The sequence below is a fragment of the Caballeronia udeis genome, assembly GCF_044909315.1.
In the GTDB taxonomy this organism is placed as follows: domain Bacteria; phylum Pseudomonadota; class Gammaproteobacteria; order Burkholderiales; family Burkholderiaceae; genus Caballeronia; species Caballeronia udeis_A.
Genome location: NZ_JBIYEB010000019.1, coordinates 56,939 through 83,722, shown reverse-complemented (window position 1 = coordinate 83,722; position 26,784 = coordinate 56,939). Strand labels below are relative to the sequence as shown.

Sequence of the window (26,784 nt, the reverse complement as noted above, 5' to 3'; positions counted from 1 at the left end):
TGGATTAGTCCCGATAAGGCCGCACGGATGAGGGAGGCGCGAGGCGCCGAAGCAGTGCGCGCCACTCGCGCGCGTTCGGATCGGCGGCGCCGGGCAAGCGGTTCGAATCACCGCTCGAATATTGCCGCGCGGTCTTTTCGCAGACGGCTTCGCTGACAACACGCACGGGCTGTCCGGTCGACTGGATGGCGACCTGGACACGGCACGCGCGATCGAGATTCATCATCAGGATGAACGCCTCGGCAATCGTCGCGCCCACGGTCAGCAAGCCATGGTTGCGCAGGATCATCACTTTGTACTTGCCCAGGTCGGCGACCAGCCGCTCGCGTTCATCAAGATCGAGCGCGATGCCCTCGTACTCGTGATAGGCCACGCGATTGTGGAATTGCAGCGCCCATTGATTCACCGGTTGCAGGCCGGCATCCAGCGAGGCGACTGCAACACCGGCTACCGTGTGCGTATGCAGCACACACGCGGCATCCGGGCACGCCAGATGAATCGCGCTGTGGATGGTGAAACCGGCCGGATTGACGTCGTGGTCAGTAGGACTGAGCGGCAAGCCGTCGAAGCCGACCTTCACCAGCGACGATGCGGTGATTTCGTTGAACAACACGCCGTACGGGTTGATCAGAAACGCGTTGTGCTCGCCGGGAACGCGCGCCGAAATATGCGTATAGATGCCGTCGTCCATGCCGAAATACGCGACCAGCCGGTAACACGCCGCGAGATCCTCACGCGTTCGGCGTTCGGCGTCGCTCATGGCGACCTCAGCGACCGCGCCTTCGCCGCCGGCCTGGCTTTTCATCGACTCCATGTTCATCGAAGGGCTCCTAATCCGCACCTGGTTGGGCTTCGAACAGATCGCCAGGCTGCGCGCCTCGTTTGCCGCGATCCGATCCAATAAGATCATGGTAAAAAATATGATGCAACATGTTTCTTTTCGGGCCGAGAATCTCTGCGGTCGGCCGAGAGTCGTTCCAGGGAGCAGGGGCGGCGTGCGGAAGGAGATGATTGACCGCACGCGTGGCCTATCTTTACGGTGCGGTTGATGGAGCGGGAAAGCCGGTTGATTTCAGACTCGGGCAAGGCGCGATGCTGCCGCCGCCAAGGCCTTCTTCGCGGAGGTGATCGATCACACGAGCCAGGGGATGGCTCCCGAAATCATTACGCTGAACGGCTACGCCGGGTCTCGCCGCGCGGTTATTGAAGAACAGCAATCGCCCAAACGAAACGAACCCGGACGTGTGAAAAACACGTACCGGGTTCGCGATGGCTCATCCGTCGAGCCTGTCTGCTGCTACGTCTTGCTACCTATGCTGCCACCTCAGGCCAGCACTGTCACCGGCGCGAGCGCGGCCGGATCGCTGATGCTGGGCCGGCCATTTTCAACGTGGCCGGCAAGACGGCGTGAGAACGTGGGGTCGTCGTTGCTGGAGACGCTCAGGTCGTACCAGTGATGGCTCGCACCCAGAATCCACGACTCTTGAATGGACCCCAACGCCGGCACCGACACCGGACGCGGCTGTGCACCGTAGGCGTTATCGACCACAGACAAGCGTGCAACGCCGCGGCCCCGGTTCGTGAACGTCAGGACCACATTGCCGTTCGCAACATCGTATTGCGCCGCCACTTCGGGAACAGCCGGCGGGTTCGACACACTGCCGCTTCCCGGCGGCGTCAACGTGCCGGCAAACTCGCGCACGAATCCATTCGGACCATAGACCGTGAACGCATAGATGCCCGCCGTCACGTTGAGGTCGAAGCTGTCACGCAAGGTCTTGCCCGCTTCGACCGTATAGCCCCACGGACCGTCGGTACGGTTCGTGGAATAGACATAGAAGTGCGCGCCCTGCGACCCGGTGTTGGCGAAATGAAGCGTCAGCTGCTTGCTGCTCCCGTCAAGACTGCTTTGTACATACAACTCATAGGGCAGTGCACGAGCGAAGCGCGTGCCGGGTTCCTGCGGAATGATCGGGCCAGGCACGGCCGGCACCGTCGGCGCCGGTTGCGTGGCACATTGATTGTCCGCGATCGTCTTGTAGTTGCTGGTGTCGGGAAGCGGCGGCATTTGCGCATCGGGCGTGCGGAAATCGAAGGCCGTGGTCAGGTCGCCGCATACCGCGCGACGCCACGGGGTAATGTTCGGCTCCATCACCCCAAAGCGCGTTTCAATAAAACGAATCACCGACGTGTGATCGAACACTTGCGAGCAAACGAAACCGCCCTTGGTCCACGGCGAAACAACCGTCATGGGCACGCGCGGGCCAAGGCCGTACGGCAGGCCGTCGGCGGTATAGCTGCCGCCCCGTCCCGGATTGACGACCGTATGGAGTTCGCCTTCGGTGGTCACTGTCGACAAACCTTGCGCCCGCGACATGGGCGGCTGCGGCGGCACGAGGTGATCGAAGAAACCGTCGTTCTCGTCGTACATGATGAACAGCACCGTCTTGCTCCAGACTTCCGGGTTGGCTGTCAGCGCATCGAGGATCTGCGACGTGTATTCCGCCCCGTAAGCCGGCGTGTATTTCGGATGCTCCGAGTACGCGGCGGGCGGACACAACCACGATACCTGCGGCAAGTTGTTCGCCAGCACGTCGGCTTTCAGGTCGTCGATCGTGCGCACGGCGTTCGCGCGCAACTGCAGTGAAGAGCCTTGCGGCGCGTTGATGATGTTCGCGAAATTCTGCAGCACGTTGGTGCCGTAGTTGCCGTTTAGCGGGTCTGCACCGGTCAGGCCTTGCTGGTAGATCTGCCACGAGATACCGGCCGCTTCCAGACGTTCCGGATAGGTCGTCCACGAGAGCAACTGATATTGCGGCGGACCGTCGCCGTCCACATAGTCGTTGTTGTCGAGCAGCGGGCCGCCTTGCGTGCCGGTCGGATCGACCATGCCCGTCATCAGGTACGCGCGGTTCGGATGCGTCGGGCCGGGCAGCGAGCAGAAGTAGGAATCGCAGACGGTGAAGGCATCGGCAAGCGCGTAGTGAAACGGAATGTCGCGGCGCAGGTAATAACCCATCGTCATGTCCGTCTTGTACGCGGGCCACTGGTCATAACGGCCGTTGTTGATCGCGTAGTGCGTCGGGTACCACGAATGATCCAGATCGCCCACGCACTGCGCGCTGGTGGTCGCCGTATTCAGGTGGAACGGCAGCACCGGTTTCGTCGCATCTTCCTTCGACGGCTGGAACCATACCGGCTGGCCGCTCGGCAACGGGATCGGGAAGCGGTCGTTGTACCCGCGTACGCCGCGCATGTGGCCGAAGTAGTGATCGAACGACCGGTTCTCCTGCATGAACACGACAATGTGTTCAACGTCGTTAATCGATCCGGTGCGCCGTGAAGCCGGAATGGCGAGCGCCTTGCGAATGGACTCAGGGAACACCGTCAGCGCGGCGGCAGCGCCGGCTGTACTGGCAACAGTCTGCAGGAAACGGCGGCGGCTATTCAATGTCATTTTGATTCACCTCGTTGCGTCATGATAGATGCGGCAATGCCGTCCCGGTCGAAGAACTCGATCAGGATGGGGATCTGATTCACTGGAGAGCGTTGCTTTTCAGTCTGGCTTCCCGGCGTTATTTCTCAGCGTCACTCGGAAGCGTCAGGCGCGGAGTGAAGGACGGGCGTGACCTGCTGCGCATCCGCCGCGAGGCTGGCCTGCGCGGCCGCGATGGGACTGCTCGCGGCCTCGCCGTCGGCGGGCGCGGCCAGCACAATCGGCTCGACGGCGCTGGCCGGCAACGATGTATTGGCAGAAGCCTGGGTGGCACTGACGCTCGCCTGATCGTCTGGTCCGCAGGCGGCGAGCGCCAGCGTTGCTAGTGCCAATATCGCGGTTCGCCTCATGATGTCTCCGCTGGGTCCAAAGGTGCGCGCAAACGTTTTCGTTGCATCGCGGACGCTAGTCTGAAGACGCTTCAAGAAAGTTTCGTGAAATATCCGGTAAGCCTTGGTGAGATATTGCGAAGCACGAAAGTCTGTCGATTAGCTTACATCCTGCATATTGGGAGGTCAAAAACTAGTTGCATAGCGAATTACTTTCTTCTAAAGTATGTCCATGTTCGATCACTGCATTTACTTCAACACAACGGCACTTGCGCGAAGTCTCGAGCGCGAGTGGGCGAACGCGTACAAGGCATTTGGCCTGACTCCACCGCAGGGATTCATGCTGCGCGCGGTGCTGGCGAAGCCTGGCATCGTGCAAAGCGAGTTGGCCTCTGAACTCGCCATTTCACGATCCACTGCAACGCGAACGCTGGACGGTTTGCAGAAGTTGATGTTTATCGAACGCCGGCTTACCGCATCCGACGGACGTGAGACTGCGATTCATCCCACTGGGGAGGCGTTACGAATCAAGGACTCGTTGAACGCTGCAAGTGCCGCGGTCACCAAACGTTTGAAGGCTGAGATGGGTGAGGAACGTTTTGCGACCACAGTCGAAAGCGTGAAAGATGCACGCTCGAGCCTCGACTGATTTTTTTCCTTAATAGTTGTATAGCGAACTAATTGGAGATTGAAAATGCCGATTTTAAACGTGAAGGTAAGCATCAAAAAATCGCCCGAAGCTGTTGCGGCCATATCGGACATGTTGCTTGAACTGACCTCCGGGATCTTGGGCAAGAAGCGCGAGGTGACGGCTATCGCCATTCAGTTCATTGATCCGGATAGCTGGGTGATCGGTGGCCGGCTGCTAAGCGAGCAGCACAAATCAAGCTTCTATTTCGATATCAATATCACCGACGAAACGAATACGAAGGACGAGAAGGCGCGCTATATTGCGGCCGTTTATGAAGGCTTCGGCAAGATCCTGGGCGATCTGCATGAAGAGAGCTATATCCACGTTGAAGATGTCCGGGCGGCTTCGTATGGATACGGCGGACGCACGCAGGAGTACCGTTATCATCATTGAGCTTTTGCTGGCACCGGCGGACCGCTTGTCCCGCCGGCGCGAGCGAAGATCACCGATGCCCCGCGGACGTCGTCACATCGCCTTCCGAACCGTCTGCAAACGGGTGCGAACCCGGTTCGTAGAACAGCGCAAACAACTCCGATTGCGAGCCAATGCCGAGCTTCGAATAAATATGCTTCTTGTGCGCGCGGACCGTCTCGAACGAAATGGTCAGCTTCTCCGCAATCGCACGCGACGAGAATCCGCTCAGCGACAACATGGCGACTTCAATCTCACGCGCTGTCAATGCACCGCGCCCGCTCTTTTCAGTGAGCGCACCGAACCGCGCGGGCAGATCATGCTGCCCACTGTCCGCAGTCTCGGACGCCCCCGCCGCCACGCCGAAATTTTCATATCGCAAGCGCTGTTGCATCAATGCAAGCACCCATGGCGAGAACAACGTCAGCAACGCGACTTCCCGCTCGTCGTAACGGCGCATATTGCCGAGTGAAAATCCCATGGTGTGGTTGGCGTCTATCACGACATTGAAGTGCACTTCGTCGCCGACAATGTTTTTCCTGAAGTAGCGCTGGTAGTACTCGGTCATCTTGAAGTTGTCGGGCGCGACATCGGCAAGCGTGTAGAAACCCGAGACACGCTGCTCAAACGCTGCCAGATAAAACGGATCGAGCTGATAAAGCGCCGCCAGATAGTCCTGGAACAACAGGTCGGTCTTGCCGTCAGGCAACGCCTGTTCAGCGCAGACCAGCGGCGGTCCATTGCGGGCAAAACGCAGCGCGACCCAACTGTCGAAGCTGATATGCCGCTCGAGCACCCGCGTGAGGCGAGCCCAGAAATGCGGCCCGTCCAGTGCGTCGATGGCTGAACCGATCTCTCGATGAAACGCGAGATCATGCCATTGAAACTCCATCGTCTCCTCCGGTAAGGGTAACCCTGGTGGGTAATTCCTGGACAAAAATAATGCCTCGATAATAGTCCGGACGAAAACGCAGGCCACCGAATAATGGCACTGAAAGGTATCTGGAAGGAGACGGATTTAATGCATGCAGAACTCGCACAACTTGCGCTGATCGACGGTGATGTCGGGTACAACACGCGCAAGGTCATCGAAACAATCGGCCGCGCCGATGTTGCCGGGGGAACGAAGCTGATCGTGTTCCCCGAAGCAACGCTGTCCGGTTTCCCGACGCGCGAAAACATCCCGGACGTCGCGCAGCCGGTCGACGGCCCCGCGCTAACCGCCGTGCGCGAGGCAGCACGGCGCACCGGTATATCCGTCGCGGTGGGGCTGGCCGAACGCGAAGGCGCGCGGTTCTACAACACGACCGTACTCGTCGATGACAAGGGCGAGATTGCGCTGCGTTATAGGAAAACGCATCTGTGGGCGTCGGACGTGGGTGTATTCACGCCGGGCGACCGGTTCGAAACCTGCTTGTGGAACGGCCTCACGGTCGGACTGCTGATCTGCTACGACATCGAGTTCCCTGAGACCGCCCGTGCAGTCGCGGCGCTGGATGCCGACCTGCTGATCGTCACCAACGGCAACATGGATCCGTTCGGGCCGGTGCATCGGCGAGCCATTACCGCGCGCGCAATGGAGAACCAGATGTTCGCGCTCATGGTGAACCGCTGCGGCACGGGTGACGACAACCTCACCTTCCCCGGCGAATCCGCGCTGGTCGACCCCTGCGGTGAAATTGTTGCTGCGGCTGGTGCGCAAGAAACGGTGCTAGGCGTGGATATCGACTTCAAGCGGCTGGAGGCCAGCCGTGAGCACTATCGTTATTTGAACGACGCACGCGTGCCGCTCGGCCTCACACCGGTCGACAACGCAAACGGATCACGCGCGCTTGTGATCGAAGAACGCCGACGCCGTATCGACTGAAGTTTTCAGCAGTTCCGTAGCACATGAATCGTCCGGAGCCCGCGCTCCGGACGCGCCCGCCCACGCCTGTCGAAAGTCCCGGAGACATCATGCAAGACTCATCCGTAGCCACGCAGTCGCATCTGAAACGCACACTCGGCTTGCCGTCCGTATTGCTGTTCGGCCTCGCTTACATGGCGCCGCTGATCGTATATGGCACCTATGGCGTGCTCGCCAAGGCAAGCGATGACACCGCAGCCCTCGCTTATTTGCTGGCCCTCGTTGCTATCGCCTTCACGGCGCTGAGCTACGGCAAGCTTGCCAGGCTCTACCCGGTGGCCGGCTCCGCTTATACCTATACACGCAAGACCTTCAGTGCACACCTGGGTTTCCTGGTCGGCTGGGCGACGCTGCTCGACTATTTCTTCCTGCCCATGGTGATCTGGCTGATCGGCGCGGCTTATCTGAACGCCGCATTCCCGACCGTGCCCACCTGGATCTGGATCGTCGCGTTCATCGTGCTGACGAGCGCGCTGAATATCGTGGGGATTGAACTGGCCGCGCGCTTCAACATTGTGTTGATGGTCGTGCAACTGGCGATTGTCGGTTTGTTTGTCGCGTTGTGCTGGCACTACGCATCGGCTGCGGCAGGTCCCGGCGGTATCGCGTTGGCGGAACCGTTCTTCAAAGGACACGTGCCGTTCGCCTCGACCATGGCCGGCGCCGCCATTGCCGCGTATTCGTACCTTGGCTTCGATGCGGTCTCCACGCTCACCGAAGAGACCATCGACCCGAAGAAGAACATGCCGCGCGCCATCCTGTGGATCGCGTTGATAGGCGGAGCGATTTTTGTCGTGGCCGCTTACACGATGCAGCTTGCGCACCCGGGCGTGGAATTCAAGGACACCGATTCGGCCGCGTTCGAAGTCGCCAAGATGATTGGCGGCGATATCTTCGTGACGGTCTTTTTGGCTGGCCTGATCCTCGCGCAGTTTGCATCGGGCATCTCGGCACAAGCCAGCGTCGGGCGTCTGCTGTATGCCATGGGCCGCGATGAAATCCTGCCCAAGCGCGTGTTTGGCTTCATCCATCCGAAGTTCAAGACGCCGGCGATCAACATCGCGATTGCGGGCATTGTGGGTTTGATCGCACTGAAGCTGGACGTGGCTACATCAACGTCGTTCATCAACTTCGGCGCTTTCCTCGCCTTCACCGCGGTCAATCTTTGCGTGATCAGGATTTATTTCTCAGGCAATCATGGCGACAAGAAGATTGGCGTGATCGGCGGACTGCTGTTTCCGCTGATTGGTGCGGTCGCGGATGTCTGGCTGCTGGCGAGTCTTGAGAAGACCGCGCTTGTGTTAGGCGCCATCTGGTTCGTGATCGGGCTGGTGTACCTGTGCTGGATCACGCGTTTGTTCCGTCAGCCGCCGCCGGAAGTGGCGGTTTAAAGCGGGAGTCGATGTTCGCCGCAGCACATGCCAGTACGTGCTGCGGCTGACCTTAAACGGCTCCATGCATCAAAAACGATGCTGGATCCCTGCCGTCACGCCCGCCTGCGTATCGGCGGCGCCGACCAGATCACGCGACAGGCTGACCTTCTGATCGTGCTTCGCCATCGCATAACCGCCTGACACATAAAGCGTCGTGCGCTTGGACAACGAATAGTTGCCCCGCACCGAGAACAACGTCGGGTCTGCGTCGCTCGCGTCCTTGATGTCCTGGTGATACACCGCGCCAATCAACGAGAAAGCCGGGGTGAATTCATACGAGCCGCCCAGCCAGTAGGTATCGCTGCGCAGCGCGGCAGCGGCCGTGTTAAACGCCCGCCGATAATTCCGATAACCCGCCATCACCTTCGCCGCGCCAAAGTCATAGCTCGCGCCCGCATGGATGCCCTGGATGTAGTTCGTGGAATCCGCAGGCGTCACGCTATCGCCGGCGCCATTCTGGCGATCGAACGTTGCGACCGCAGCAAACGCACCACGCTCGTAGCCAAGCCCGAAGTCATATCTCGAACTTGACTTCACGCTGCCCGGTACGTTGCCAAAACCGTACATTGCACCGAACTTCACGCCGCTGTATTCACCGTCGTAACGCACGGCGTTCGCCGAGCGCGAGAACAGACCGTCCTTGCGCCCGCCGGTTGCGGTTGCGCTCGTCGCCCACGAATAGTTGGGCGCGTAACCCATGGGGTCGAACGGCAGCGTGTAGTCGTAGGTGGTGGTGAAGGTACGGCCAAGGATCACTTGCCCCCACTTTTTACTCTTCAGGCCCACGGTTGCACGGCGGTCGAACAAAGCGTTGGGACCGTCATCGAGCTGACCGTTCGCAATGTTGATACCGCTCTCCAACTGGAATATGGCCTTCAGTCCGCCACCGAGTTCTTCCGATCCCTTGAAGCCGAATCGCGACGTGTTTTTGCCGCCCGATACCAGGCGTGCCACCCCGCCGTCGTTACTCGCGTGATTCACATACTCGATGCCCGCGTCGACAATGCCGTAAAGCGTCACGCTCGACTGCGCGTGCGCCGCACCGCTCAGCGCGAATGCCGCCAGGGATGCTGCTCCAATACTGCTGCGTTTCATCTGTCTTCTCCGTGTTGTGGTTATGGTTTGTGATGCACGCACGGGGTCTCGCGCGGCCGTGAAAACCGCGCGAGTGTCATGCGTTCCTGGTGATGGACGGTTAGCTCGCCTGTGCGAACGCCCAGCAATCGTTGGCCGGGAATTCGACCCAGTGCTTGCCCGGGTTCCGCGGCGTATGGCCGAATGCGCGGAAGCGCAATTCGCCGCAATGGAAGAGGTATTCCCAGCGGTCGCCCAGATACATCGACGTGACAAGATTTGCCTGCAAACGGTTTTGACCGGGCCCGTCCGCTACCTGCACACGCTCGAGACGGATCACCGCCTGCGCGTTCTGGCCGGCCTGCAAGGTATCGCGAGCATGCGCATGCAACTGGAAACCATCACCGGCGAGCACCACATGCGAACCGCTGACCGATGCCACTTTTGCATCGATGCGATTGTTGCTGCCCATGAACTCCGCCGTATAAAGCGAGCGCGGCGAACCGTAGAGTTCGGCAGGCGTGCCTTCCTGTTCAATGCGTCCGTTGCGCAACAGCAGGATGCGGTCGGACATCGCCATTGCTTCGGTCTGGTCGTGCGTCACGCAAAGAGCCGACAGTCCCAGCGACACAATCAGTTCCCGCAGCCACGCACGTGCTTCTTCGCGCAACTTGGCGTCGAGGTTGGAGAGCGGTTCATCCAGCAGGATGACCGGCGGGTTGTAGACGAGCGCGCGTGCAATCGCCACGCGTTGCTGCTGACCACCGGATAGCTGATACGGAAAACGTTCAGCGAGATGACCGAGGCCGAGCTGATCGAGCGCGCTTTGCACGCGGCGTTTTCTCTCCGCTGCCGACACCTTGCGCAGTTTCAGCCCGTACCCCACGTTGTCCGCAACCGTGCGATGCGGCCACAGCGCATACGACTGGAACACCAGTCCAAGCGAACGCTGTTCGACCGGGCAATCGATCCGGGCGGCGCCGTCGAAGAAGACTTGTTTGTCGAGCGCAATGCGCCCTTCCGATGGTTGTTCAAGGCCCGCCACGGCACGCAGCAACGTGGTCTTGCCGCTGCCCGATGCACCGAGCAAACACACCACCTCGCCCGCGTTCAGCTCGAACGACACGCCCTTCAGGATCGGATTCGCGCCGTAGCTCAGGAACAGGTTGTCGACGATCAGCTTATCCATGAAGTTTCACTCCGAAGCGCAATGCCACGCCGAGCCCGGCGCCGACCATCGCAATGTTGATGACAGAAAGCGCCGCTACCTGGTCGACCGCGCCCGTCGCCCACAGCGACACGAGCAACGCGCCAATCACTTCAGTGCCGGGAGACAGCAGATAAACAGCCGTCGAATACTCGCGCTCGAAGATCATGAAGATCAGCAGCCACGCGGCAAGCAAACCGAAGCGTACGAGCGGCAGCGTAACGTCGAGACTCACGCGTGAACGCGTTGCACCGACACTGCGTCCGGCCTCTTCAAGTTCAGGTCCGACCTGCAGCAACGCGCTTTGAATCAGGCGCATGCCATACGCGAGCCATACGACCGTGTACGCAATCCAGATGCTCCACATGGAGTTCTTCAGCTCCTTGATGCCGGGCACGAAGAGGAAGATCCACAGGAACGCGAGACCGGCGAGCAGCCCCGGCACGGCGCGCGGCAGCAGCACGAGATAGTCGAGCAGCTTCGCACCCCAGTCGTTGCGCCGATGCCCCGCGAATGCAACGAGCGAATAGAAACCCACCGCAACCGCGCCGCCAATCACGCCAATGCCGAGCGTGTTGAGAATCGCGCGGACGAGGTTGTCCTGCTCGAAGAGTTCGGTGAAGTTGGCGAGCGTCAGCACTTCCGAGAGTGCAACACCCTCACCCCAGTTGGTGACGAACGAACGCAGCACGATGCCCGACAGCGGCACGAACACCGTGAGGAACAGCCACAGCACGACGATACCCAACGCAATCCAGCGCCATGCGCCCAGGGGCAGCACGGTCTGACGTCCCGCCTTGCCCTTGACCGTGACGAACTTGCTCGCGCTCTTGAGCAAGCGCCGTTGCAACAGCACGAGCGGGAAAGTGATCGCGACAATGCACATGGCGACCGCCGCCATCAGGTGATACGACGGCACACCGAGCTTGTTGGTGAGCTTGTAGAGGTACGTTGCGAGTACGAGGTGCCCTTCAGGATCGCCGAGAACCAGCGGCAGGCCGAACACTTCGAAACCCAGGAAAAACACCAGCACGCCGGCGAATAACAACGCAGGCATGGTCATTGGCAGGCTGACATCGAGTGCGACGCGAAACGGCCGTGCACCGGCCACGCGAGCGGCTTCTTCTACATCAGAGCCCAGGTTGCGAAGCGCCGCGGACGAATACAGATACACGTGCGGGACATGCGTGAGACCGACAATGATCGTGATTGCGAAGATCGAATAGATTGACCATGGCGCGTTCTCGAGGCCGGTCAACTGCTTGAACCAAACGGAATAGAAACCGACCGGTCCGGCCGCGACCACGTAGCCGAACGCGAGCACCATCGGCGAAACGAAGACGGGCGTGAGCAGCAGCGGTTCAAGCCAGCGGCGTCCGGGCAAGTCGGTACGCACCATCAGGAACGCGAGGATGCCGCCGAGCGGGATCGAGATGAACAGCATCCCGCCGGCGATGATGAACGAGTTCTTCAGCGCCGACCAGAAGTCGGGATCTTCGAAAATAAACCGGTAACCCGCAATGCCGAAGGTCCGGTTGGCATCGAAGAACGGTGCGTTCAGGAAACTCTGGATCACGATAAACGACAGCGGCAACAGCACCGCCACGGTCAGTACCGCTATCACGATCCAGCGGAAGGTCGCGCCGAGGCCGCGCCATCCGCCGTCGGGCAGGGTCGGCACTTTGCCGGCGCCGTTCGTCGCGAGGACGCCCGGCGCATCGTTCGAGCTTTGAGTCAGCATGCGTGTTTCCCTGCGCCTTGTGTGGCGCATGCGAGAAGTTGTCGGGGGGATCCGCCGGCTTAAGCCGACGAAGGGATTAGCGCTTGATGGCCTGCTGCCACTGCTTCAGGAATTCGAGGCGCTTGGACTGATCGAGATAAACCAGCAACCCTGCGCCGATCGGGATCGGCTTGAGGGAGTCGCCCAGTTGCTTGGTGAGCCCTGCCATGGAAGTTTCGCCATCCACGTCGGCACGAATGGAGAACAGGTTGGCCTGGTTCGCCAGCAGCGTCTGGCCGCGTTTGGACAACAGGTAGTCCACCCACAGCTTGGCCGCGTCGGGGTTCTTCGCCTTCTTCGAAATCGTCACGAGGCGGCTCACCACTTGCGTGTAATCCTTCGGATAGACATAGCCGATGGACGGATCCTTCTTCGCCTTCGCAAACGCGTACGAACCCAGAATGTTGTAGCCGATCAGGTTTTCGCCGGACGAGATACGTTCCATCATCGCGCCCGTGCTGGACTGCAACTTCGGATTCAGCGCGCCCATGGCTTCGACCAGTTGCCACGTGACCTGGGGATTCACGCGGACATCCTGCGTCAGGTAGTTGAAGCCGACACCCGACTTCTCGATGTCGTACGTGGTGACCTTGCCCCTGAATTTATCGGCGTGCGTGGTGAGCAGCTTGATCAGCTCGGCGCGCGTCTGCGGCACTTCGTTGGCGGGCAGTAGGCGCTTGTTGTAGACGATCGCCAGCGGCTCGTAGGTCGTGCCGTAGGCCTGCTTCTGGTACTGCGCCCATTGCGGCACGTGCGAGGCTTCAGGGGACTCGTAGCTTGCCATCAAACCGTCGTTCACAAGCTTGACCTGCAGGTCCATGGCCGAACTCCACAGCACGTCCGCACTCGTGCTGTTCGCGGCGTTCTCGCTGATGAAGCGGTTGTACAGCTCCGTGCTGTTCATGTCGTTGTATTCGACCTTGATGCCGTACATGGACTCGAAGTCCTTGATCAGCGGCCGCACGAGTGCCGTATCCGTGACCGAATAAATCAGCAGCTTGCCTTCCTTCTTCGCGCCGTCGATCACCGGCTGATAGCTCCCGGGATAACCCTCGGGTACCTGCGCATACGCCGCCTGCAACGCAAAAAATAACGCCAGGGCCGCCGGCAGGCGCAACGTGTGATTCAACTTCTTCATGTCTTCCTCCAAAAATATTTGTTGTATGTTTGTCATGTTCGAGTTGGCGCATAGTAAGTTACGGGTACTTTCAGCCTGCTTTCATTTCTTGTCGAAAATCGCCGATAACCCCTGTTTCGGCCTCATGGATTTCCCTGATTCCCCTCATGCGCGTACTCTTCGTCGAAGACAATCCCACCCTCGCCAAGTCGCTGACCGACGCGCTCGCGCAGGCCCGGTTCACTGTCGATTGCATGCACGACGGCGAGGCCGCCGACCACGTTTTGCGCACGCAGGACTACGCGCTCGTTATCCTTGATCTCGGCTTGCCCAAGCTCGACGGGCTCGAAGTGTTGCGACGCCTGCGGCAACGCCGTAACGCGGTGCCGGTGATGATCCTGACCGCGCACGGGTCGGTGGAGGATCGGGTGAAGGGTCTGGATCTCGGTGCCGACGACTACCTCGCCAAGCCGTTCGAACTGAGCGAACTCGAAGCGCGGGCCCGCGCGCTGATCCGGCGCAGCCACGGTCATGAGCAGACGAAAACCGCGTGCGGGCCGCTCGAATACGACAGCGTCGACCACAGCTTTCGTCTTGACGGAGAGCAGCTCGCACTGACGCCGCGCGAGCGCGCGGTGCTCGAAGTGCTGATCCTGCGCAACGGCCGGGCGATCAACAAGGAAACGCTGTCGGAGAAGATCTTCGGTATTGATGAATCCGTGAATCCGGATGCAATCGAGATCTACGTATACCGGCTGAGGAAGAAACTTGAACACAGCAGCGTTGCCATTGTTACGCTGCGCGGACTGGGGTACCTGCTGGAAGCGAAACAGGAACCTGCTGCGGCCGGCGTCTGATGAAGAAGCCCAATCTCCGGCGGCAAGTCGCGTTCTGGCTGCTGCTGCCGCTGCTCGCCCTGCTCGCGCTCGATGCGTGGCTGACCTATCAGCGCGCGATGAGCGCCGCGCACGTCGCGTTCGACCGCTCGCTCGAATACTCGCTGAAGTCGATTCGCGAAGGCACGCGCCTGGTCAATGGCACCGTGGAAGTAGACCTGCCGTATCTCGCGCTGGAAATGTTCGAATCGAACGCGGGGGGCAAGATCTATTACCTGATCCGCGAGGAAGGCGGTCGTGCGGTGACCGGCTATCCGGACTTGCCGATGCCGTCGCCACGCGCCGCACCCGAGTCTTATCAAACGAGTTTCTACGACGCCAGCGTTCGCGGTGAAGAGTTGCGCATGAGCGTGCTGCGCCTGCCGGTCCACGACGTACCGGGCGCCCAGACGCGCGTGGTGTGGATCATGGTCGGCGAAACAATCGAGCCGCGCCAGGCGCTTGCTCGCCAGATCCTGATAGGATCGCTGCTGCAGGAGTGCCTGCTCGTCGTGCTGGCGCTGGCAATCGTCTGGCTCGGCGTGGGACGCGGACTGAGGCCGCTGCACCTGCTCTCGGCCAAGGTCGCTGCACGCACGGAAGACGACCCCGCACCGCTCGATAAAGCGGGCCTGCCGAACGAAGTGGAGCCGCTGGTGGAGTCGATCAACCAGTACATCGGACGATTGCGGCGCATGCAGGAATCGCGGCGGCGCTTTTTCACCGACGCCGCGCATCAGTTGAAGACACCACTCGCCATCATCCAGGCCGAGTCGGAACTCGCCTTGCGCGAAACCTTGAATGAGCCCGCGCGTTTGCATCTGACACGCCTGAACGGCGCCGTCAGACAGGCAGCGAAAGGCGTGCAGCAACTGCTGTCGCTGTCCCGCCTCGACAACGACAGCAGCGAGATCGGCATGCTCGCGCCGCTGCGTCTCGACAAGCTCGCGCGCAGTGCGACGCTCGACTGGTCGCCCGTGGCACGGGCCCGCAATATCGATCTCGGTTTCGAGCATGAAGCGGATGTCGAAGTCATGGGGAACCGGGAATTGCTGGCGGAGTTGTGCGGAAATCTTATCGACAACGCAGTCCGTTACGCCGGCGACGGTTCCATCATCACCGTCCGCGTAGCACGAGTGGAAGAAGACCCGTTGCTGCAGGTTATCGACAATGGTCCGGGCATTGCGCCGCATGAGCGCGATGCAGTGTTCGAGCGTTTCTACCGGAGCCAGACGGAACAATACGTGGAAGGCAGCGGACTCGGACTCGCGATCGTGCGCGAGATCGCCCGGGTACATCATGCGCAGATCAGGCTTGGCGACGCGCCCGGCGGCGGGCTGGTGGTCAGCGTCCGGTTTGCATCGAATGTGCCTTGAAACAAGCATCATTGACTTCGGGAATATCACTTCAGCGAACGCAGGGTCTCCCGGCATGTCTCGACGAATTGCTCGACGAGCGCCGATCTTTCGCCATTGATCGCGACGCTGGCTACAACCGGAATGGCGATAACCGGTGACAGCGGCACCACGCGAAGCCCTTGCGCGCGAGCCGAGAGCGCCGCGACTTCATCGACTATGGTGATCAGCTTCGAGCGCGCCGCCAACGCAACCAGCGAGTGATAGGACTGCGCGGTGACGGCGACATCGAAGGTCACCGAGAGCTCCTCCAGACGCTTGGCGAGCAGCCTTCCCAGCGGGTCCGCAGGATCCGGCCCGGCAATCTCGCGGCCCTCCAGCGCACCGAGTTCAATGGACGGCGTGTCCGGCAGCATGGAGGGATGCCCCACGCAAACAAGCCGGCTGGAAGCCAGTTCGATCTCCCTGATGGCAGGGTGGGACACGCTGTGATACAGGATGCCAACGTCCGCCTCCATAAGCGCGATGCTGGCAACGGAGGTCGCCGAGTAATCTGAACGAATCGACACCTTCACGCCCGGATGCTTCGCTCGAAACGCCAGCGCGGCATCTGCCACCACGGTCTGGGCCAGTGCGGGCGCGGCGAGAATGCGTATGGACGAATCGCCGGTGCCGCCGCGCAGATTCTGCGCGAGCCGCTGAACGGCCTGAAGCTGTTCGTCGAGCCGCAGTATCTCGGGGAACAGCAACTGCGCCTCCCGGGTCGGTATCAGCTTGCCGCGAACCCGGTCGAAGAGCGGATAACCTAACTGGCGCTCCGCGCTTTGCAGGATTTGCGTGATTGCCGGCTGCGTGAGAGACAGCAGTGCGGCAGCCGCTTTAAGCGTTCCTGTGACGCGGATAGCGTTCACTACCTCTATATGCCTGAGCCGCATCGAATGGGGAGTCCGGTTGGATTCAATTTCGCAGCAGACCCGGGCGAGCGGCCGGCCGTCTGCTCATGCGTTGGTCAACACGCTCGCGCTCGCCGCGACGGGGTCCACCCGCTTGCGAAAGTAAAGGATACACAACAGCGCAAGCACCGCCGTGACCATGACGTAATAAGCGGGAATGAACTTGCTGCCGGTCGCGTTGGCGATCCACGTGCAGATCATCAGCGACAATCCGCCGAACACCGCAAAGGTCAGGTTGTGAACGATCGCGATGCTGGTCGTGCGGGTGTCGTGAGGAAAGAGTTCGGCCACGAACGCGGGCATCGCGCCTTGGAACACCATCACGCACGCGGTCAATCCGGTGACGCAGAACACGTACGTCGTAACCGTCGGCGACGCGACCATCAGGTGGAACGCGGGGATAGTCAGGATGGCCGTCAGCGAAGTGCCTGTCGCGATCAGCGGAAGGCGGCCGACGCGGTCCGAAAGAGCACCGAAGACCGGCGGCAAGACGATCTGCGCAACCGAATATCCGATGGCGCCCCACATGGAGTCCGCCGCGCTCATACCCAGCACTTTCTGTGCATATAGGGGGATGAACACACCGAGCAGATAATTTGTCGATGCCGCCAGCGAGTACAAACCGACCGCCGCCGTGATGCGCATCTTCGCGGTTGCAAAGGTGTTCCTGATCGGGTTGCGTTCGTGGCTGGCCGCTTTGAATTCAGGGGTTTCATCAACGCGGCGGCGGATCCAGTAACCAAACGGCACGATCGCAAGCCCGATCAGGAACGGTATGCGCCAACCCCACGACAACAAGGTGTCGGGCGTCATCAGCTTGTTCGTGCCGAGTCCCACGAGGCTTGCCAGACCGGTCGCAAGACCAATCCCGACCACCTGATAGCTGGCGAAATAGCCCTTCATGCGCGCGGGCGCATGTTCGGTCACGAAGGATACCGTCGACCCGAATTCACCGCCCGCCGAGAAGCCCTGCAAGATCTTGCCCAGGACCAGGATCAACGTACCGGCAACCCCGAACATGGCATAGGTCGGCGCGCACGCGATCACCAGGGTACCGGCACCCATGAGCCAGATCGTGAGCATCATGCCCGCCTTGCGACCGCGCTTGTCGCTATAGGCACCCAGCACCATCGCCCCCAGAGGCCGGATGAAATAGCTGACGCCGAAGGTCGCGGCGGCGGCCAGCATCGACGTATAGGCGTCGCCGGTCGGAAAGAAGGCTTTGGCAATAACCACCGCCAGAAAACCATACACAAACAGGTCGTAGAACTCGAGCATATTGCCGACCAGCGCCGACGCCAGGATGCGCCGGAACTTACTGCGCTGCGCGGGGGTTAGAACGTTATCGGTGAACATGGGCGTTTCCTTTTCCGATGCGTGAGTCGTTAGGCGTGAGGCATGAGCGGGCCACGTGACAGCGGACGCACTGACGATCTTTCAGGGGGTCAGCCGCGCTTCAGCGCCGGCCGGCGCATTCAGGTAATCAAATGCGGTGAGCGCGAAGATTTCGCCTAGCGCGCGCAGTTCATCGACATGCACGTATTCATCTGCCGCGCCCATGTTGTAGGAGGTCAAGCCGCATACGACCGTCGGTATGCCGTGCCGGCGATACAACCGCGCATCGGACGCACCCACGCGCATGTTGACGACCGGTTCGGTGCCAAGCTTCGCTGCACAATTGCGTTTGAGTGTTCGAATGACCTCGTGGTCGGGATCGGTCCAGCTCGGTTCGTATTCGCGGACAATCTCCAGCGAAACCCCAGGATGACGAGCGACGATCGCGTTTATCCTGGCTGTCATTTGAGCCACCGATACGCCGACGGGAAGCCGGATATCGGCCGTTGCGCTCGCGTGATCCGCAATCAGATTCGATAACCGGCCGCCGCTGATCGTGCCGAATGTAATGGTGGGACGGCGAAGAACATCGCTTTCACCCAAGCCCGAGATTGCCTCGGACACAGCGGCTGAACGCTCGATCGCGGCGAGCACTTCGGGTGCGGCGGCAACCGGATAGTCGCGTACGCTCTTGAGCTCCTGAATGGCATCCAGCAATTTTTCGATCGCGCTGTCGCCCTTGTGGACGTGTGCCGCGTGAGCCGACTTGCCGGTTGCATCGAGGCGCAGCCAGATCATTCCCTTTTCGCCGAATCGCAGCACATGGGGCGACCCGGTGTCGGCGCTGATCATCGCGTCGCCGGCTGCATGCGGGACATGATCGAGCAGATACCCGCTGCCCTCGGTGCCCATGCTTTCTTCGTCGCCGGCAAACGTCGCAACCACCTCGCCTGCAAATGCATCACGTAGTCCGGCAAGATGGCGCAATGCGAAGATGATGGCCGCGAGACCGCCCTTCATGTCGGACACCCCTAGCCCAAATAACTTTCCGTCGCGCTCCTCGCCGTTGAAATCAGCAGACCATTGCTTCGCGCTGACAAGGGGGAACGTGTCGAGGTGCCCGTTGAAAACGAGTCGTCGGCCCGGGGTGGCGCCGTGGACGCGGACCACGAGATTCATCACATGCGGGAGGGTGCCGTAGCGTTCGACGCTGACGTCGAAACCTTCGAACATCGCCTCGATCGTGTCTGCCATGGCGTGAGTGTTGCCCGGCGGATAGGCGCTGGGAACAGCCACCAGGGTGCGCGCGAGAGCAACGATCTCATGACTGGATTGTGCGACGGCTGCGCCATGCGCACTGCGCGTGTGAGCGATTTCAGCATCGCCCGCAATTGCCTCATCGGCTAGCATGTCTGGTCTCCAACTAGTTGAATGCGCGTGTTTCACCTGATGTGAAACGGCTGGCATTGACTAGATGGTCGGTAGCCGAATTAGCCCGGTCCAATCAGCCAAAATGGGTTGGGTATAAGTAAAACTTAAGCGGCGTGACGTGTGGATAAGCGAGCGATAGCCTCGCCGGAAAGATCAGGAGGCCGTTACAATGCTTTTGGCTGGTTCATTGGCCCGCACTGCAGCAAGGTTTAGCGAGGCCGCTTAGTCGGATCGGGGAATACCGGTACCGCGCACGCCCGGATCATCTTCAGAAAAACAGGCTGACCGGCACTGAGAGGATCTATGTTCAATGACATGTTCCGCGTAGTGATTGGACCGGATGGACGTCATTTCTATGTCCACACCGACAGCCTTCCCGTGGCGGTTCTTCTCGTCATTGCGTTGTTCCTGGCGATCGCGTTGGCCAGCACGCTCTGCTACTACATCACCCGCTTCATCCTGCTGAGAATCGTTGGCTACCTTGCACGCGGCGAGCGACGCAAGTGGCTGCGTGCCGCGGAGCACCGCAAGGTGTTTCATCGGCTGGCGCCGCTGGTGCCCGCTGCCATCATCTATATTTCAGCGCCTCTGCTAACCGGAGTCACGTTTCCGGTCATTTCCATGCTGGGTCGTCCGGTAGAGACGTTGTCGGCATGCTTCATGGTGGTGACTGTCCTGCGCGCCGCATTCGCGTTCCTGAGCAGCATTGAGGATCGCTATAGTCATTTTCATTTTGCAAGCCAGCGACCGATCAAAAGCTTTCTTCAGATAGCCGCTATTGTCCTGTACGTGCTTGCGCTGATTGCCGCAGTGTCACTGCTGCTGCATCGATCACCGGCCAATTTTCTCACTGGTGTAAGCGCGATGACCGCGCTGCTGATCATCATCTTCCGGGACTCGCTGCTTGGGTTTGTCGCCAGCATTCAACTGGCCGCTTACGACATGCTGCGCGTGGGCGACTGGATCGAGGTACCTGGATTCGTGGCGGACGGCACGGTCGTCGACATCGCGCTGAACACGATCAAGGTGCAGAATTTCGACAACTCCATTGTCATGCTGCCGAGCTATGTGTTGCTGACCAACAGCGTCAAGAACTGGCGCGGCATGATCGAATCCGGCGGCCGGCGGGTCAAGCATGCCATTCATCTGGACATTGAGAGCATCCGGTTTTGCGACGATGAACTGCTTGCCAAACTAAGGGCAAGCACCGCCTTTCGGGTTCCGTTCACCCTGCCCGACGACGCGCAACGCCTGACTAATCTCGGCATGTTTCGCCTGTATCTGGTGGAGTACTTTCGTCACTATCCGGGTATCCGAAGCGACATGCCGCTGGTGGTTCGCCAGTTGCAATCCACCAGCCAGGGTCTGCCGCTGGAAGTGTTCCTGTTCGTGAACGAAACAAGCTGGGAATTGTACGAACAGATCCAGTCGGATATGTTCGACCACGTCTATGGCATCTTGCCGCTGTTCGAATTGCGCGTCTGGCAAATGCGCTAGCGGCGTTGGGGTAAACGCAGTCGCGGCCCGGTTACCCTGTCAATCCCTCGACAATGCACACAACAACTGTAAAGGCGCCAATGCAGGCCGCCAGAGTGGCTGCTGCCTTCGCAAAAGGGTTCATGCCGGCCTCCAAATCTGTAAAGGGAAGCGCATTTTATATTGAAATGAAAGCTAAAAGAAATAATTGTATTAAATGAAAGATTAAGAAATCGGGCGTCGCCGATGGCGGCTTTGGTGAGGACAATTCGCGAAAAATCATTAAGTATCCTGATTACTTCGCGACAGGAAAAAAACGAGGCCGGCTTGCGGCCCTCTCAAATGGCCCCGTCGATTTGCCGCAAGCGCCCTGCCCTTAGTCAATCCAAACCTACAGCCCCCTTGCCTATCTTATTTTTAGGCGGTATCTTGGCGGGGTTCTAATCGCTAGCGCGGGAGAGACTGTCACGGCAACATGGTGACAGCGCCGACGGAGCAACCGCCCCGGAAACTCTCAGGCCCAAGGACCGCGTAGCAGGAACATCTGGAGAGCGGCGCTTTAATGCGCCCACCGACGGGGATGTCGTGCGTGCAACGCCACGACTGAAACTCTCAGGTAAACGGACAGATGGGGCATAGACGCCGGGAATCCCGGCGATGCCCAACTTTCATCTGGACCTTGTCATGTCACGAATCGCCATCATTGGCGCCGGTATCACCGGCGTCACGACCGCTTACGCCCTCGCTGAACGCGGCCACGACGTCACCGTTTTCGAGCGTCATCGATATGCGGCAATGGAAACATCGTTCGCCAACGGCGGCCAGCTTTCCGCCAGCAACGCCGAGGTCTGGAACAGCATGGCCACCGTGCTCAAGGGCTTGCGGTGGATGTTCACACGCGACGCACCGCTGCTGCTGAACCCGGCGCCCACCTGGCACAAGTATTCGTGGATGGGCGAGTTCCTGCGCCAGATCCCTAACTACCGGGCCAATACCGTCGAGACAGTGCGCCTCGCCATTGCCGCCCGCGAGCATCTGTTCGGGATTGCCGAGCGCGAGGGCATTGACTTCGACCTCGAGCAGCGCGGCATCCTGCATATGTACCAGCAGAAAAAGGACTTCGATACCGCCGCGAAAGTGAACCAGCTTTTGCAGTCGGGCGGCCTTGACCGGCGCGCGGTGACAAGCGACGAGATGCGCGCGATCGAACCCACGCTGCAAGGCGATTTCCACGGTGGATTTTTCACGCCGTCCGACTCGACCGGCGACATCCACAAGTTCACGCGCGGTCTGGCCGAAGCCTGCGAGCGGCGCGGCGTGCGCTTTCATTACGACACGCAGATTGCGGATATCGAGCAACGCGGCGACGGGCCGTTCGCCATGCGGGTGCTGCACGGCGGCAGCGCGGGTGACGAGCAACAACATGGCTTCGACCGCATCGTGGTGTGCGCGGGCGTGGCGAGCCGCCAGATAGCGTCAATGCTCGGCGATCACGTGAATATCTATCCGGTGAAGGGTTATTCGATCACCGTGTGCCTGGATGACGCCGCGAGTCGCGAGGGTGCGCCGCGGGTCAGTCTGCTCGACGACAGCGCGAAGATTGTCACGAGCCGGCTTGGTGCCGACCGCTTTCGCGTAGCGGGTACGGCTGAAATCAACGGCTTTAATCGCGATATTCGCTCGGACCGGATCGCACCGCTTGTCGACTGGACGCACCGCTATTTTCCGGATGTTGCAACATCGCGCGTGATTCCGTGGGCCGGCTTGCGGCCGATGCTGCCAAGCATGTTGCCGAAGGTCGGGAGCGGCAAGCGTCGAGGCGTGTTCTACAACACGGGGCATGGACACTTGGGATGGACGCTGTCGGCGGCGACGGCGCATAGCATTGCGGAGCGCATGTAGGGCGGTGGTTTTTCGCTCGCGCCCGGCATTCGCTTTTCCGTTCGGCCTGTCTTCTGGCGCGTCGATGTGATCCGCGCGTTGTTGCAAAGTCCCTGACCCAAAAGCCTTGAACGATACCGTCCGCGCGCTCGTCTCTTTGTTGAGATGGACGCGCGGAAAAGTGCGTTAGGTTTCGCGTTTGCCGTTAAAAAATCAGGAGGCAAACGGGATGCGCGTGGAACTGTTCAACTACGAACGTTACCGATACATGCTGTGTGGTCCGACTGATTTGTCGCCCCGTGAGCGCTACGAAACCGAGCTTGATGCACTCGCGGCAGGGGCGAAACTGTTTGCGGATCGGAACGAAAAGACATTGGGCGTCTCAACCTGAAGTCGTGACCCGGATTCGAACATTCATCAAAGAATCGATTCCGTGGCATCTATCGGGAATGTGGGCAGATAATCCGCGTGAAGTCGTGACGTGCTTATGTCGCTGCGTGCTCGACGGGTCGGTCGTGATTCTTCGAGCCGAACCCGCTTACATTGCGCATAGTGGCTTCGTTCCAATGCGCCACTACGATGACGCGGCGTATGAAAAGGACATTGCCGAACGCGCCAGCAGCTACGCGGCCCGGTCGAAAGCGCACCGGGACGATTTTAAAGCGTATAACCAGGCGATTGATGAGCGCGCCGCGCGAGCAGCGAGCGCGCTAAAACCATTCCGTCATATCGAAACAATGGCCGAAGCGGGCGCGCGAAACCGTGCCGCACGGGCTGCAAGTGGCGGGTTGGCGGTGTTTGCGTCGTCTGTCGGAGCGGTCGTTTCCGCTGTTGCGTCGTCGCTTCCATCGTTCAATGACGCGGCGGAGGACGAAGGCGTTCCAAACCTTGGCGACGTGACCGAGCTTCGCGCGGAGCACGCCGTTAAGCGATGCCGCGCCGTTTGAGTACGGGAAGAGCGCGGCCGGCGATGATGTATTTTCAATAGCGGCGCGCGGCGTCAGCGAGGCGCGAGAAGCAGGTTGTTTCGCGGAGTACGAAAGGACGATTGATTTCTGTAACGCTCTGGGACCGGCAAATAGGCGGCGCACGCGGTACAGCACTATGCAAGCAAAACGCCTTTGATCGATACCAACAATGTAGGGGTTATTAATGAATGCGGCTGATCTATCACGTTGTGTAATTGTTGATTTTTCGCCTGACGATGAATCAATCCCTGTGTATCAAGTGACCAGAGCGGAGGTCGAAAAGATCGTTGCGCACGCGCCGAAGTTTCCGGTTTTTTTCGATGAGACCGCTGCGAAAGGAGAACATGGATATTTGCTAGACGATGAATTTGCGCGGCGGATCGGTGTCGGCATTCTTAACGCACTGGCGCTGTCCTATCCAGAATTGAAGGCGATGATAACGGCGACGAACGCTCCTATTGCGCGTGTGTCAGCAGTCGGCAAGTTACCTGATTAGGTCAACAATTCGCACAGCGTCCCGCCAAGCGAGTGAAGCATCGGCCCGTATCTTGCGGGCCTTCCTTCGTCAGTGGCGGCGTGGCCGGGCTTATGCCGCATCGCTAGCGATATGGTCGTGCGGCATGCTTCCCACATCGGCGTGCCCACTCTTGCGCACTGCGTACCGTCATCAACACCCTGCGCGGCCCGGCGTAGTTCGGCCGGGCCTTCGCCTGTCTTTTGTAGCACGTAATAGTTCGTGCGGCCTATGTGATAGAGCGAGCGAAACTCACCGCGTAGCACTCGCCCGCAGCGGACGCTCGACCGGCGCGTCGAGCACAAGACGGCCGAACTCCTGCGCCGCCAGCGTGGGCTCACCCTTGCCCCATAGCAGCCTGAATTCCGCTTCCGGCAGGGGTGGCAAACCGTACTGCCCATCGACAACCACAATCCCCGGCTCCAGGTCGTCGCGTGTCAGCGGCGTGATCGCGAGCCCCGCCAGCACGGCGGCGCGGATACCCGACTGGCTCGACGATGTAAACGCAACGTGCCAGTCGACCGGCAGGCCATCAAGCGCCTCCAGCGCCACGCGTCGGTTCACACACGGCGCCGGAAAGAACGCGAGCGGCAACGGCGCTCCTGCACGCGCGTCGAACGATTCGGCCGCCGCCCAGACAAACCGCGTTCGCCGCAACACAATGCCCTCAGCACCCCGATCCGCTTCCCCGCACTCGCAGAGCACCACGGCAAGATCCAGTTCGTGCGCGGCGACCATTGCCTGCGAGTCGAGACTCATGCCCACGCTCACGTCCAGCCGCACATTCGGAAATGCGCGCGAAAATTGCGTCAGCAGAACGGGTAACCTTTCTCCCATGAAAATATCCGGCGCTCCAAAACGCACCACGCCGGAAGCCGGGGACGATTGAAAACGCTGGGTGACCGCGTCCATTGCATTGAGGATTTGCATGGCGTAGCGCAGGAAATCCTCGCCGTCCTCAGTCAGGGTCAGACTGCGCGTGGTCCGATATAAAAGCGGCCGGCCCACCTCCTCTTCAAGCCGCCGTATCTGGTGACTGATCGCGGACTGAGTCAGGTTCAGCCGTCGCGCCGCCCGGGTAAAACCACCGGCTTCCGTGACAGCAACAAACGCGCGCAGAAGTGCAAGATCGAGGTTCATGGTCGCAACTGGTCCAAATCAATGATGATGAAGCTTAATCAATGATAGTAAATTAAATCATTTCCGTCATAACGCAAGGCGGCCGAGAATAAATCTAACGACTTCTTCCGGTAGCCTGCCATGGATGTTTCACCTCGCGTTCCCAGCCAACTGGCCGTCACGCTGCTGCTGACCGCCGTGATCGCCGCGACCTACGGGTTCGGCGTCTACCTGTTTCCCGTTGTCCTGCCGCAGATGAAACAGGACATCGGCTTCAACTATGCGCAAGCCGGATACATCACGGCTGCACGGCAACTGGCCAATGTCGCCATGGCGTTGTTGTCCGGCTTCGTCGCCGCGCGTTTGGGCGCAGCCAGGGTGGTACTCGCGGCAACCGCGCTGTCGGCCATCGACCTCGCGAGTCTCGCGTTCGCCAATCACACATGGATGGTGAGCACCGCTCTCGTGACACTCAACGCGTGCGCCGCTGCGACCTGGGTGCCCATGATGGCGCTGATCGCACCGTTGATCGACCAGCGCCATCAGGCGAAAGCCATCGGGGTCATTGGCAGCGGCACGAACTACGGCGTCTTGCTGAACGGCTTGATGGTGCCCGCGTTGCTGGCGTCGTGGGGCTGGCGCTCGGTATGGCTCGTAACCGCTCTGCTGACCCTTGTGTTGAGCGCCGTGATCGCGCTTGTGTTCGCACGCCTTCCGCGTATGTCGAAAACGCAGTCGCCTACTCTATCAACGCACGAGGCTACGTACTCCCGCGAGCGACCGGGGCTCCGGCAGACGCTTGGCCGGCGATTCCTGCTCGTGTACGCCATTGCGTTGTCATGCGGTTTTTCCGGCGTGCCGTTCATCACCTACTTCTCGGCTTATGCGCACGACGACCTGCATCTGGGCCTCGACGTCACCGCACACGCATGGGCGCTCATAGGGCTGGTCGGTGTGGTGAGCGGACTGGTATTGGGCGTGATCGCCGATATGAATGGTAGTCCTGATAAAAACGGACGCACGCAAAGAGACGGCATGCGTACGGCTTTGGTCAGCGCCAGCACACTGCTTCTGTGCGCCTCCGTGATCGCAGCAATGCGTCCCGGCGCTTACGCACTGATGGTGGCAGCGATCGCGATAGGTTTTTCGTTCTTCCCGATCTTCGGCCTTCTGCACGCATATGTCGGCAAGACAAGCGCGCCGGCTCTCGCGGCAATGGTGTGCGGAATCTGCGAGGCGGCGTTCGGCGTGGGCGGCGGGTTGGGAAACGTGGTGGGCGGATTGTGCAAAACGGTATTCGGTTCGTTTCAGCCGGTGTACGGGTTGGCATCGGTGGCCTCCGTACTGCTTGTCGGTCTGACTTTCCTTATACCGAACACGCGGCGTGCTACGCCGGTTTGCAGAAGCGGTCTCGCCAATTTGCGCTAGCCGCA

24 protein-coding genes and 1 riboswitch are annotated in these 26,784 nt (G+C 60.2%); of the genes, 12 read left to right on the top strand and 12 right to left on the bottom strand.

Annotated features, from left to right (window positions below):
• Positions 1-4: 4 nt before the first annotated feature.
• From ABH944_RS27295 to ABH944_RS27285, 3 genes are all read right to left on the bottom strand, one after another.
• Positions 5-805 (bottom strand): class II aldolase/adducin family protein, encoded by an 801-nt coding sequence (locus ABH944_RS27295; protein WP_404610500.1) that lies wholly within the window; start codon positions 803-805, stop codon positions 5-7.
• Positions 806-1,324: 519 nt separating this feature from the next.
• Positions 1,325-3,457 carry a phosphocholine-specific phospholipase C gene (locus ABH944_RS27290; RefSeq protein ID WP_404610429.1) on the bottom strand — a complete coding sequence of 711 codons (2,133 nt, stop codon included), beginning with the start codon at positions 3,455-3,457 and terminating at the stop codon, positions 1,325-1,327.
• A gap of 131 nt (positions 3,458-3,588) precedes the next feature.
• Positions 3,589-3,846 (bottom strand): hypothetical protein, encoded by a 258-nt coding sequence (locus ABH944_RS27285; RefSeq protein ID WP_404610430.1) that lies wholly within the window; start codon positions 3,844-3,846, stop codon positions 3,589-3,591.
• A gap of 211 nt (positions 3,847-4,057) precedes the next feature.
• Here ABH944_RS27285 and ABH944_RS27280 point away from each other — a divergent pair, with 211 nt between their 5' ends.
• Both ABH944_RS27280 and ABH944_RS27275 read left to right on the top strand, forming a co-directional pair.
• Positions 4,058-4,474, top strand: a complete 417-nt coding sequence (locus ABH944_RS27280) for a MarR family winged helix-turn-helix transcriptional regulator (RefSeq protein WP_404610431.1) — start codon at positions 4,058-4,060, stop codon at positions 4,472-4,474.
• Positions 4,475-4,519: 45 nt separating this feature from the next.
• On the top strand, positions 4,520-4,909 hold the full coding sequence (locus tag ABH944_RS27275) for a tautomerase family protein (protein ID WP_404610432.1): 390 nt from the start codon (positions 4,520-4,522) through the stop codon (positions 4,907-4,909).
• A gap of 49 nt (positions 4,910-4,958) precedes the next feature.
• Here ABH944_RS27275 and ABH944_RS27270 read toward each other — a convergent pair whose 3' ends face one another.
• Entirely contained in the window at positions 4,959-5,819 is an 861-nt protein-coding gene (locus ABH944_RS27270; protein ID WP_404610433.1) for a response regulator transcription factor, read from the bottom strand.
• A 129-nt stretch (positions 5,820-5,948) separates the two neighbouring features.
• Here ABH944_RS27270 and ABH944_RS27265 point away from each other — a divergent pair, with 129 nt between their 5' ends.
• Together ABH944_RS27265 and ABH944_RS27260 are read left to right on the top strand one after the other, a co-directional pair.
• Complete coding sequence (locus ABH944_RS27265; RefSeq protein ID WP_404610434.1) at positions 5,949-6,794, top strand: carbon-nitrogen hydrolase family protein; 846 nt, start codon at positions 5,949-5,951, stop codon at positions 6,792-6,794.
• A gap of 89 nt (positions 6,795-6,883) precedes the next feature.
• Positions 6,884-8,224: an APC family permease gene (locus ABH944_RS27260; RefSeq protein ID WP_404610435.1), complete on the top strand. Its 1,341-nt coding sequence runs from the start codon at positions 6,884-6,886 to the stop codon at positions 8,222-8,224.
• A gap of 69 nt (positions 8,225-8,293) precedes the next feature.
• Here the strand turns inward: ABH944_RS27260 and ABH944_RS27255 are convergent, their stop codons facing one another.
• From ABH944_RS27255 to ABH944_RS27240, 4 genes are all read right to left on the bottom strand, one after another.
• Positions 8,294-9,361: a porin gene (locus ABH944_RS27255; protein WP_404610436.1), complete on the bottom strand. Its 1,068-nt coding sequence runs from the start codon at positions 9,359-9,361 to the stop codon at positions 8,294-8,296.
• Between the two features lie 100 nt (positions 9,362-9,461).
• On the bottom strand, positions 9,462-10,529 hold the full coding sequence (locus tag ABH944_RS27250; RefSeq protein ID WP_404610437.1) for an ABC transporter ATP-binding protein: 1,068 nt from the start codon (positions 10,527-10,529) through the stop codon (positions 9,462-9,464).
• Positions 10,522-12,288, bottom strand: coding sequence for an ABC transporter permease (locus ABH944_RS27245; protein WP_404610438.1), 1,767 nt, complete (start codon positions 12,286-12,288; stop codon positions 10,522-10,524). Before ABH944_RS27245 ends, ABH944_RS27250 begins: the two co-directional genes overlap by 8 nt.
• A gap of 76 nt (positions 12,289-12,364) precedes the next feature.
• Positions 12,365-13,465 (bottom strand): ABC transporter substrate-binding protein, encoded by a 1,101-nt coding sequence (locus ABH944_RS27240; protein ID WP_404610439.1) that lies wholly within the window; start codon positions 13,463-13,465, stop codon positions 12,365-12,367.
• A 146-nt stretch (positions 13,466-13,611) separates the two neighbouring features.
• Here ABH944_RS27240 and ABH944_RS27235 point away from each other — a divergent pair, with 146 nt between their 5' ends.
• Together ABH944_RS27235 and ABH944_RS27230 are read left to right on the top strand one after the other, a co-directional pair.
• Entirely contained in the window at positions 13,612-14,301 is a 690-nt protein-coding gene (locus ABH944_RS27235; RefSeq protein WP_404610440.1) for a response regulator, read from the top strand.
• Positions 14,301-15,695 carry a sensor histidine kinase gene (locus ABH944_RS27230; RefSeq protein WP_404610441.1) on the top strand — a complete coding sequence of 465 codons (1,395 nt, stop codon included), beginning with the start codon at positions 14,301-14,303 and terminating at the stop codon, positions 15,693-15,695. Before ABH944_RS27235 ends, ABH944_RS27230 begins: the two co-directional genes overlap by 1 nt.
• A gap of 26 nt (positions 15,696-15,721) precedes the next feature.
• Here ABH944_RS27230 and ABH944_RS27225 read toward each other — a convergent pair whose 3' ends face one another.
• The 3 genes from ABH944_RS27225 to ABH944_RS27215 form a co-directional block, all read right to left on the bottom strand.
• Complete coding sequence (locus ABH944_RS27225) at positions 15,722-16,609, bottom strand: LysR family transcriptional regulator (RefSeq protein ID WP_404610442.1); 888 nt, start codon at positions 16,607-16,609, stop codon at positions 15,722-15,724.
• Positions 16,610-16,672: 63 nt separating this feature from the next.
• Positions 16,673-17,983 (bottom strand): MFS transporter, encoded by a 1,311-nt coding sequence (locus ABH944_RS27220; protein ID WP_404610443.1) that lies wholly within the window; start codon positions 17,981-17,983, stop codon positions 16,673-16,675.
• A gap of 81 nt (positions 17,984-18,064) precedes the next feature.
• Positions 18,065-19,372: a M20/M25/M40 family metallo-hydrolase gene (locus ABH944_RS27215; RefSeq protein WP_404610444.1), complete on the bottom strand. Its 1,308-nt coding sequence runs from the start codon at positions 19,370-19,372 to the stop codon at positions 18,065-18,067.
• Between the two features lie 324 nt (positions 19,373-19,696).
• Between ABH944_RS27215 and ABH944_RS27210 the strand changes: the two genes are divergently transcribed.
• The 5 genes from ABH944_RS27210 to ABH944_RS27190 all read left to right on the top strand — a co-directional run bounded on the left by ABH944_RS27210 (position 19,697) and on the right by ABH944_RS27190 (position 24,214).
• A complete protein-coding gene (locus ABH944_RS27210; RefSeq protein ID WP_404610445.1) occupies positions 19,697-20,890 on the top strand; it encodes a mechanosensitive ion channel family protein in 1,194 nt (397 codons plus the stop codon).
• A 422-nt stretch (positions 20,891-21,312) separates the two neighbouring features.
• Positions 21,313-21,409: riboswitch (glycine riboswitch) on the top strand.
• A 144-nt stretch (positions 21,410-21,553) separates the two neighbouring features.
• Entirely contained in the window at positions 21,554-22,771 is a 1,218-nt protein-coding gene (locus ABH944_RS27205) for a D-amino acid dehydrogenase (protein ID WP_404610446.1), read from the top strand.
• Between the two features lie 208 nt (positions 22,772-22,979).
• Positions 22,980-23,141: a hypothetical protein gene (locus ABH944_RS27200; RefSeq protein ID WP_404610447.1), complete on the top strand. Its 162-nt coding sequence runs from the start codon at positions 22,980-22,982 to the stop codon at positions 23,139-23,141.
• Between the two features lie 124 nt (positions 23,142-23,265).
• Positions 23,266-23,697, top strand: coding sequence for a hypothetical protein (locus ABH944_RS27195; RefSeq protein WP_404610448.1), 432 nt, complete (start codon positions 23,266-23,268; stop codon positions 23,695-23,697).
• A gap of 205 nt (positions 23,698-23,902) precedes the next feature.
• Positions 23,903-24,214 carry a hypothetical protein gene (locus tag ABH944_RS27190; RefSeq protein ID WP_404610449.1) on the top strand — a complete coding sequence of 104 codons (312 nt, stop codon included), beginning with the start codon at positions 23,903-23,905 and terminating at the stop codon, positions 24,212-24,214.
• A 270-nt stretch (positions 24,215-24,484) separates the two neighbouring features.
• Here the strand turns inward: ABH944_RS27190 and ABH944_RS27185 are convergent, their stop codons facing one another.
• Positions 24,485-25,372 (bottom strand): LysR substrate-binding domain-containing protein, encoded by an 888-nt coding sequence (locus ABH944_RS27185; RefSeq protein ID WP_404610450.1) that lies wholly within the window; start codon positions 25,370-25,372, stop codon positions 24,485-24,487.
• Between the two features lie 120 nt (positions 25,373-25,492).
• Between ABH944_RS27185 and ABH944_RS27180 the strand changes: the two genes are divergently transcribed.
• Positions 25,493-26,779 carry an MFS transporter gene (locus ABH944_RS27180; RefSeq protein ID WP_404610451.1) on the top strand — a complete coding sequence of 429 codons (1,287 nt, stop codon included), beginning with the start codon at positions 25,493-25,495 and terminating at the stop codon, positions 26,777-26,779.
• Positions 26,780-26,784 lie beyond the last annotated feature (5 nt).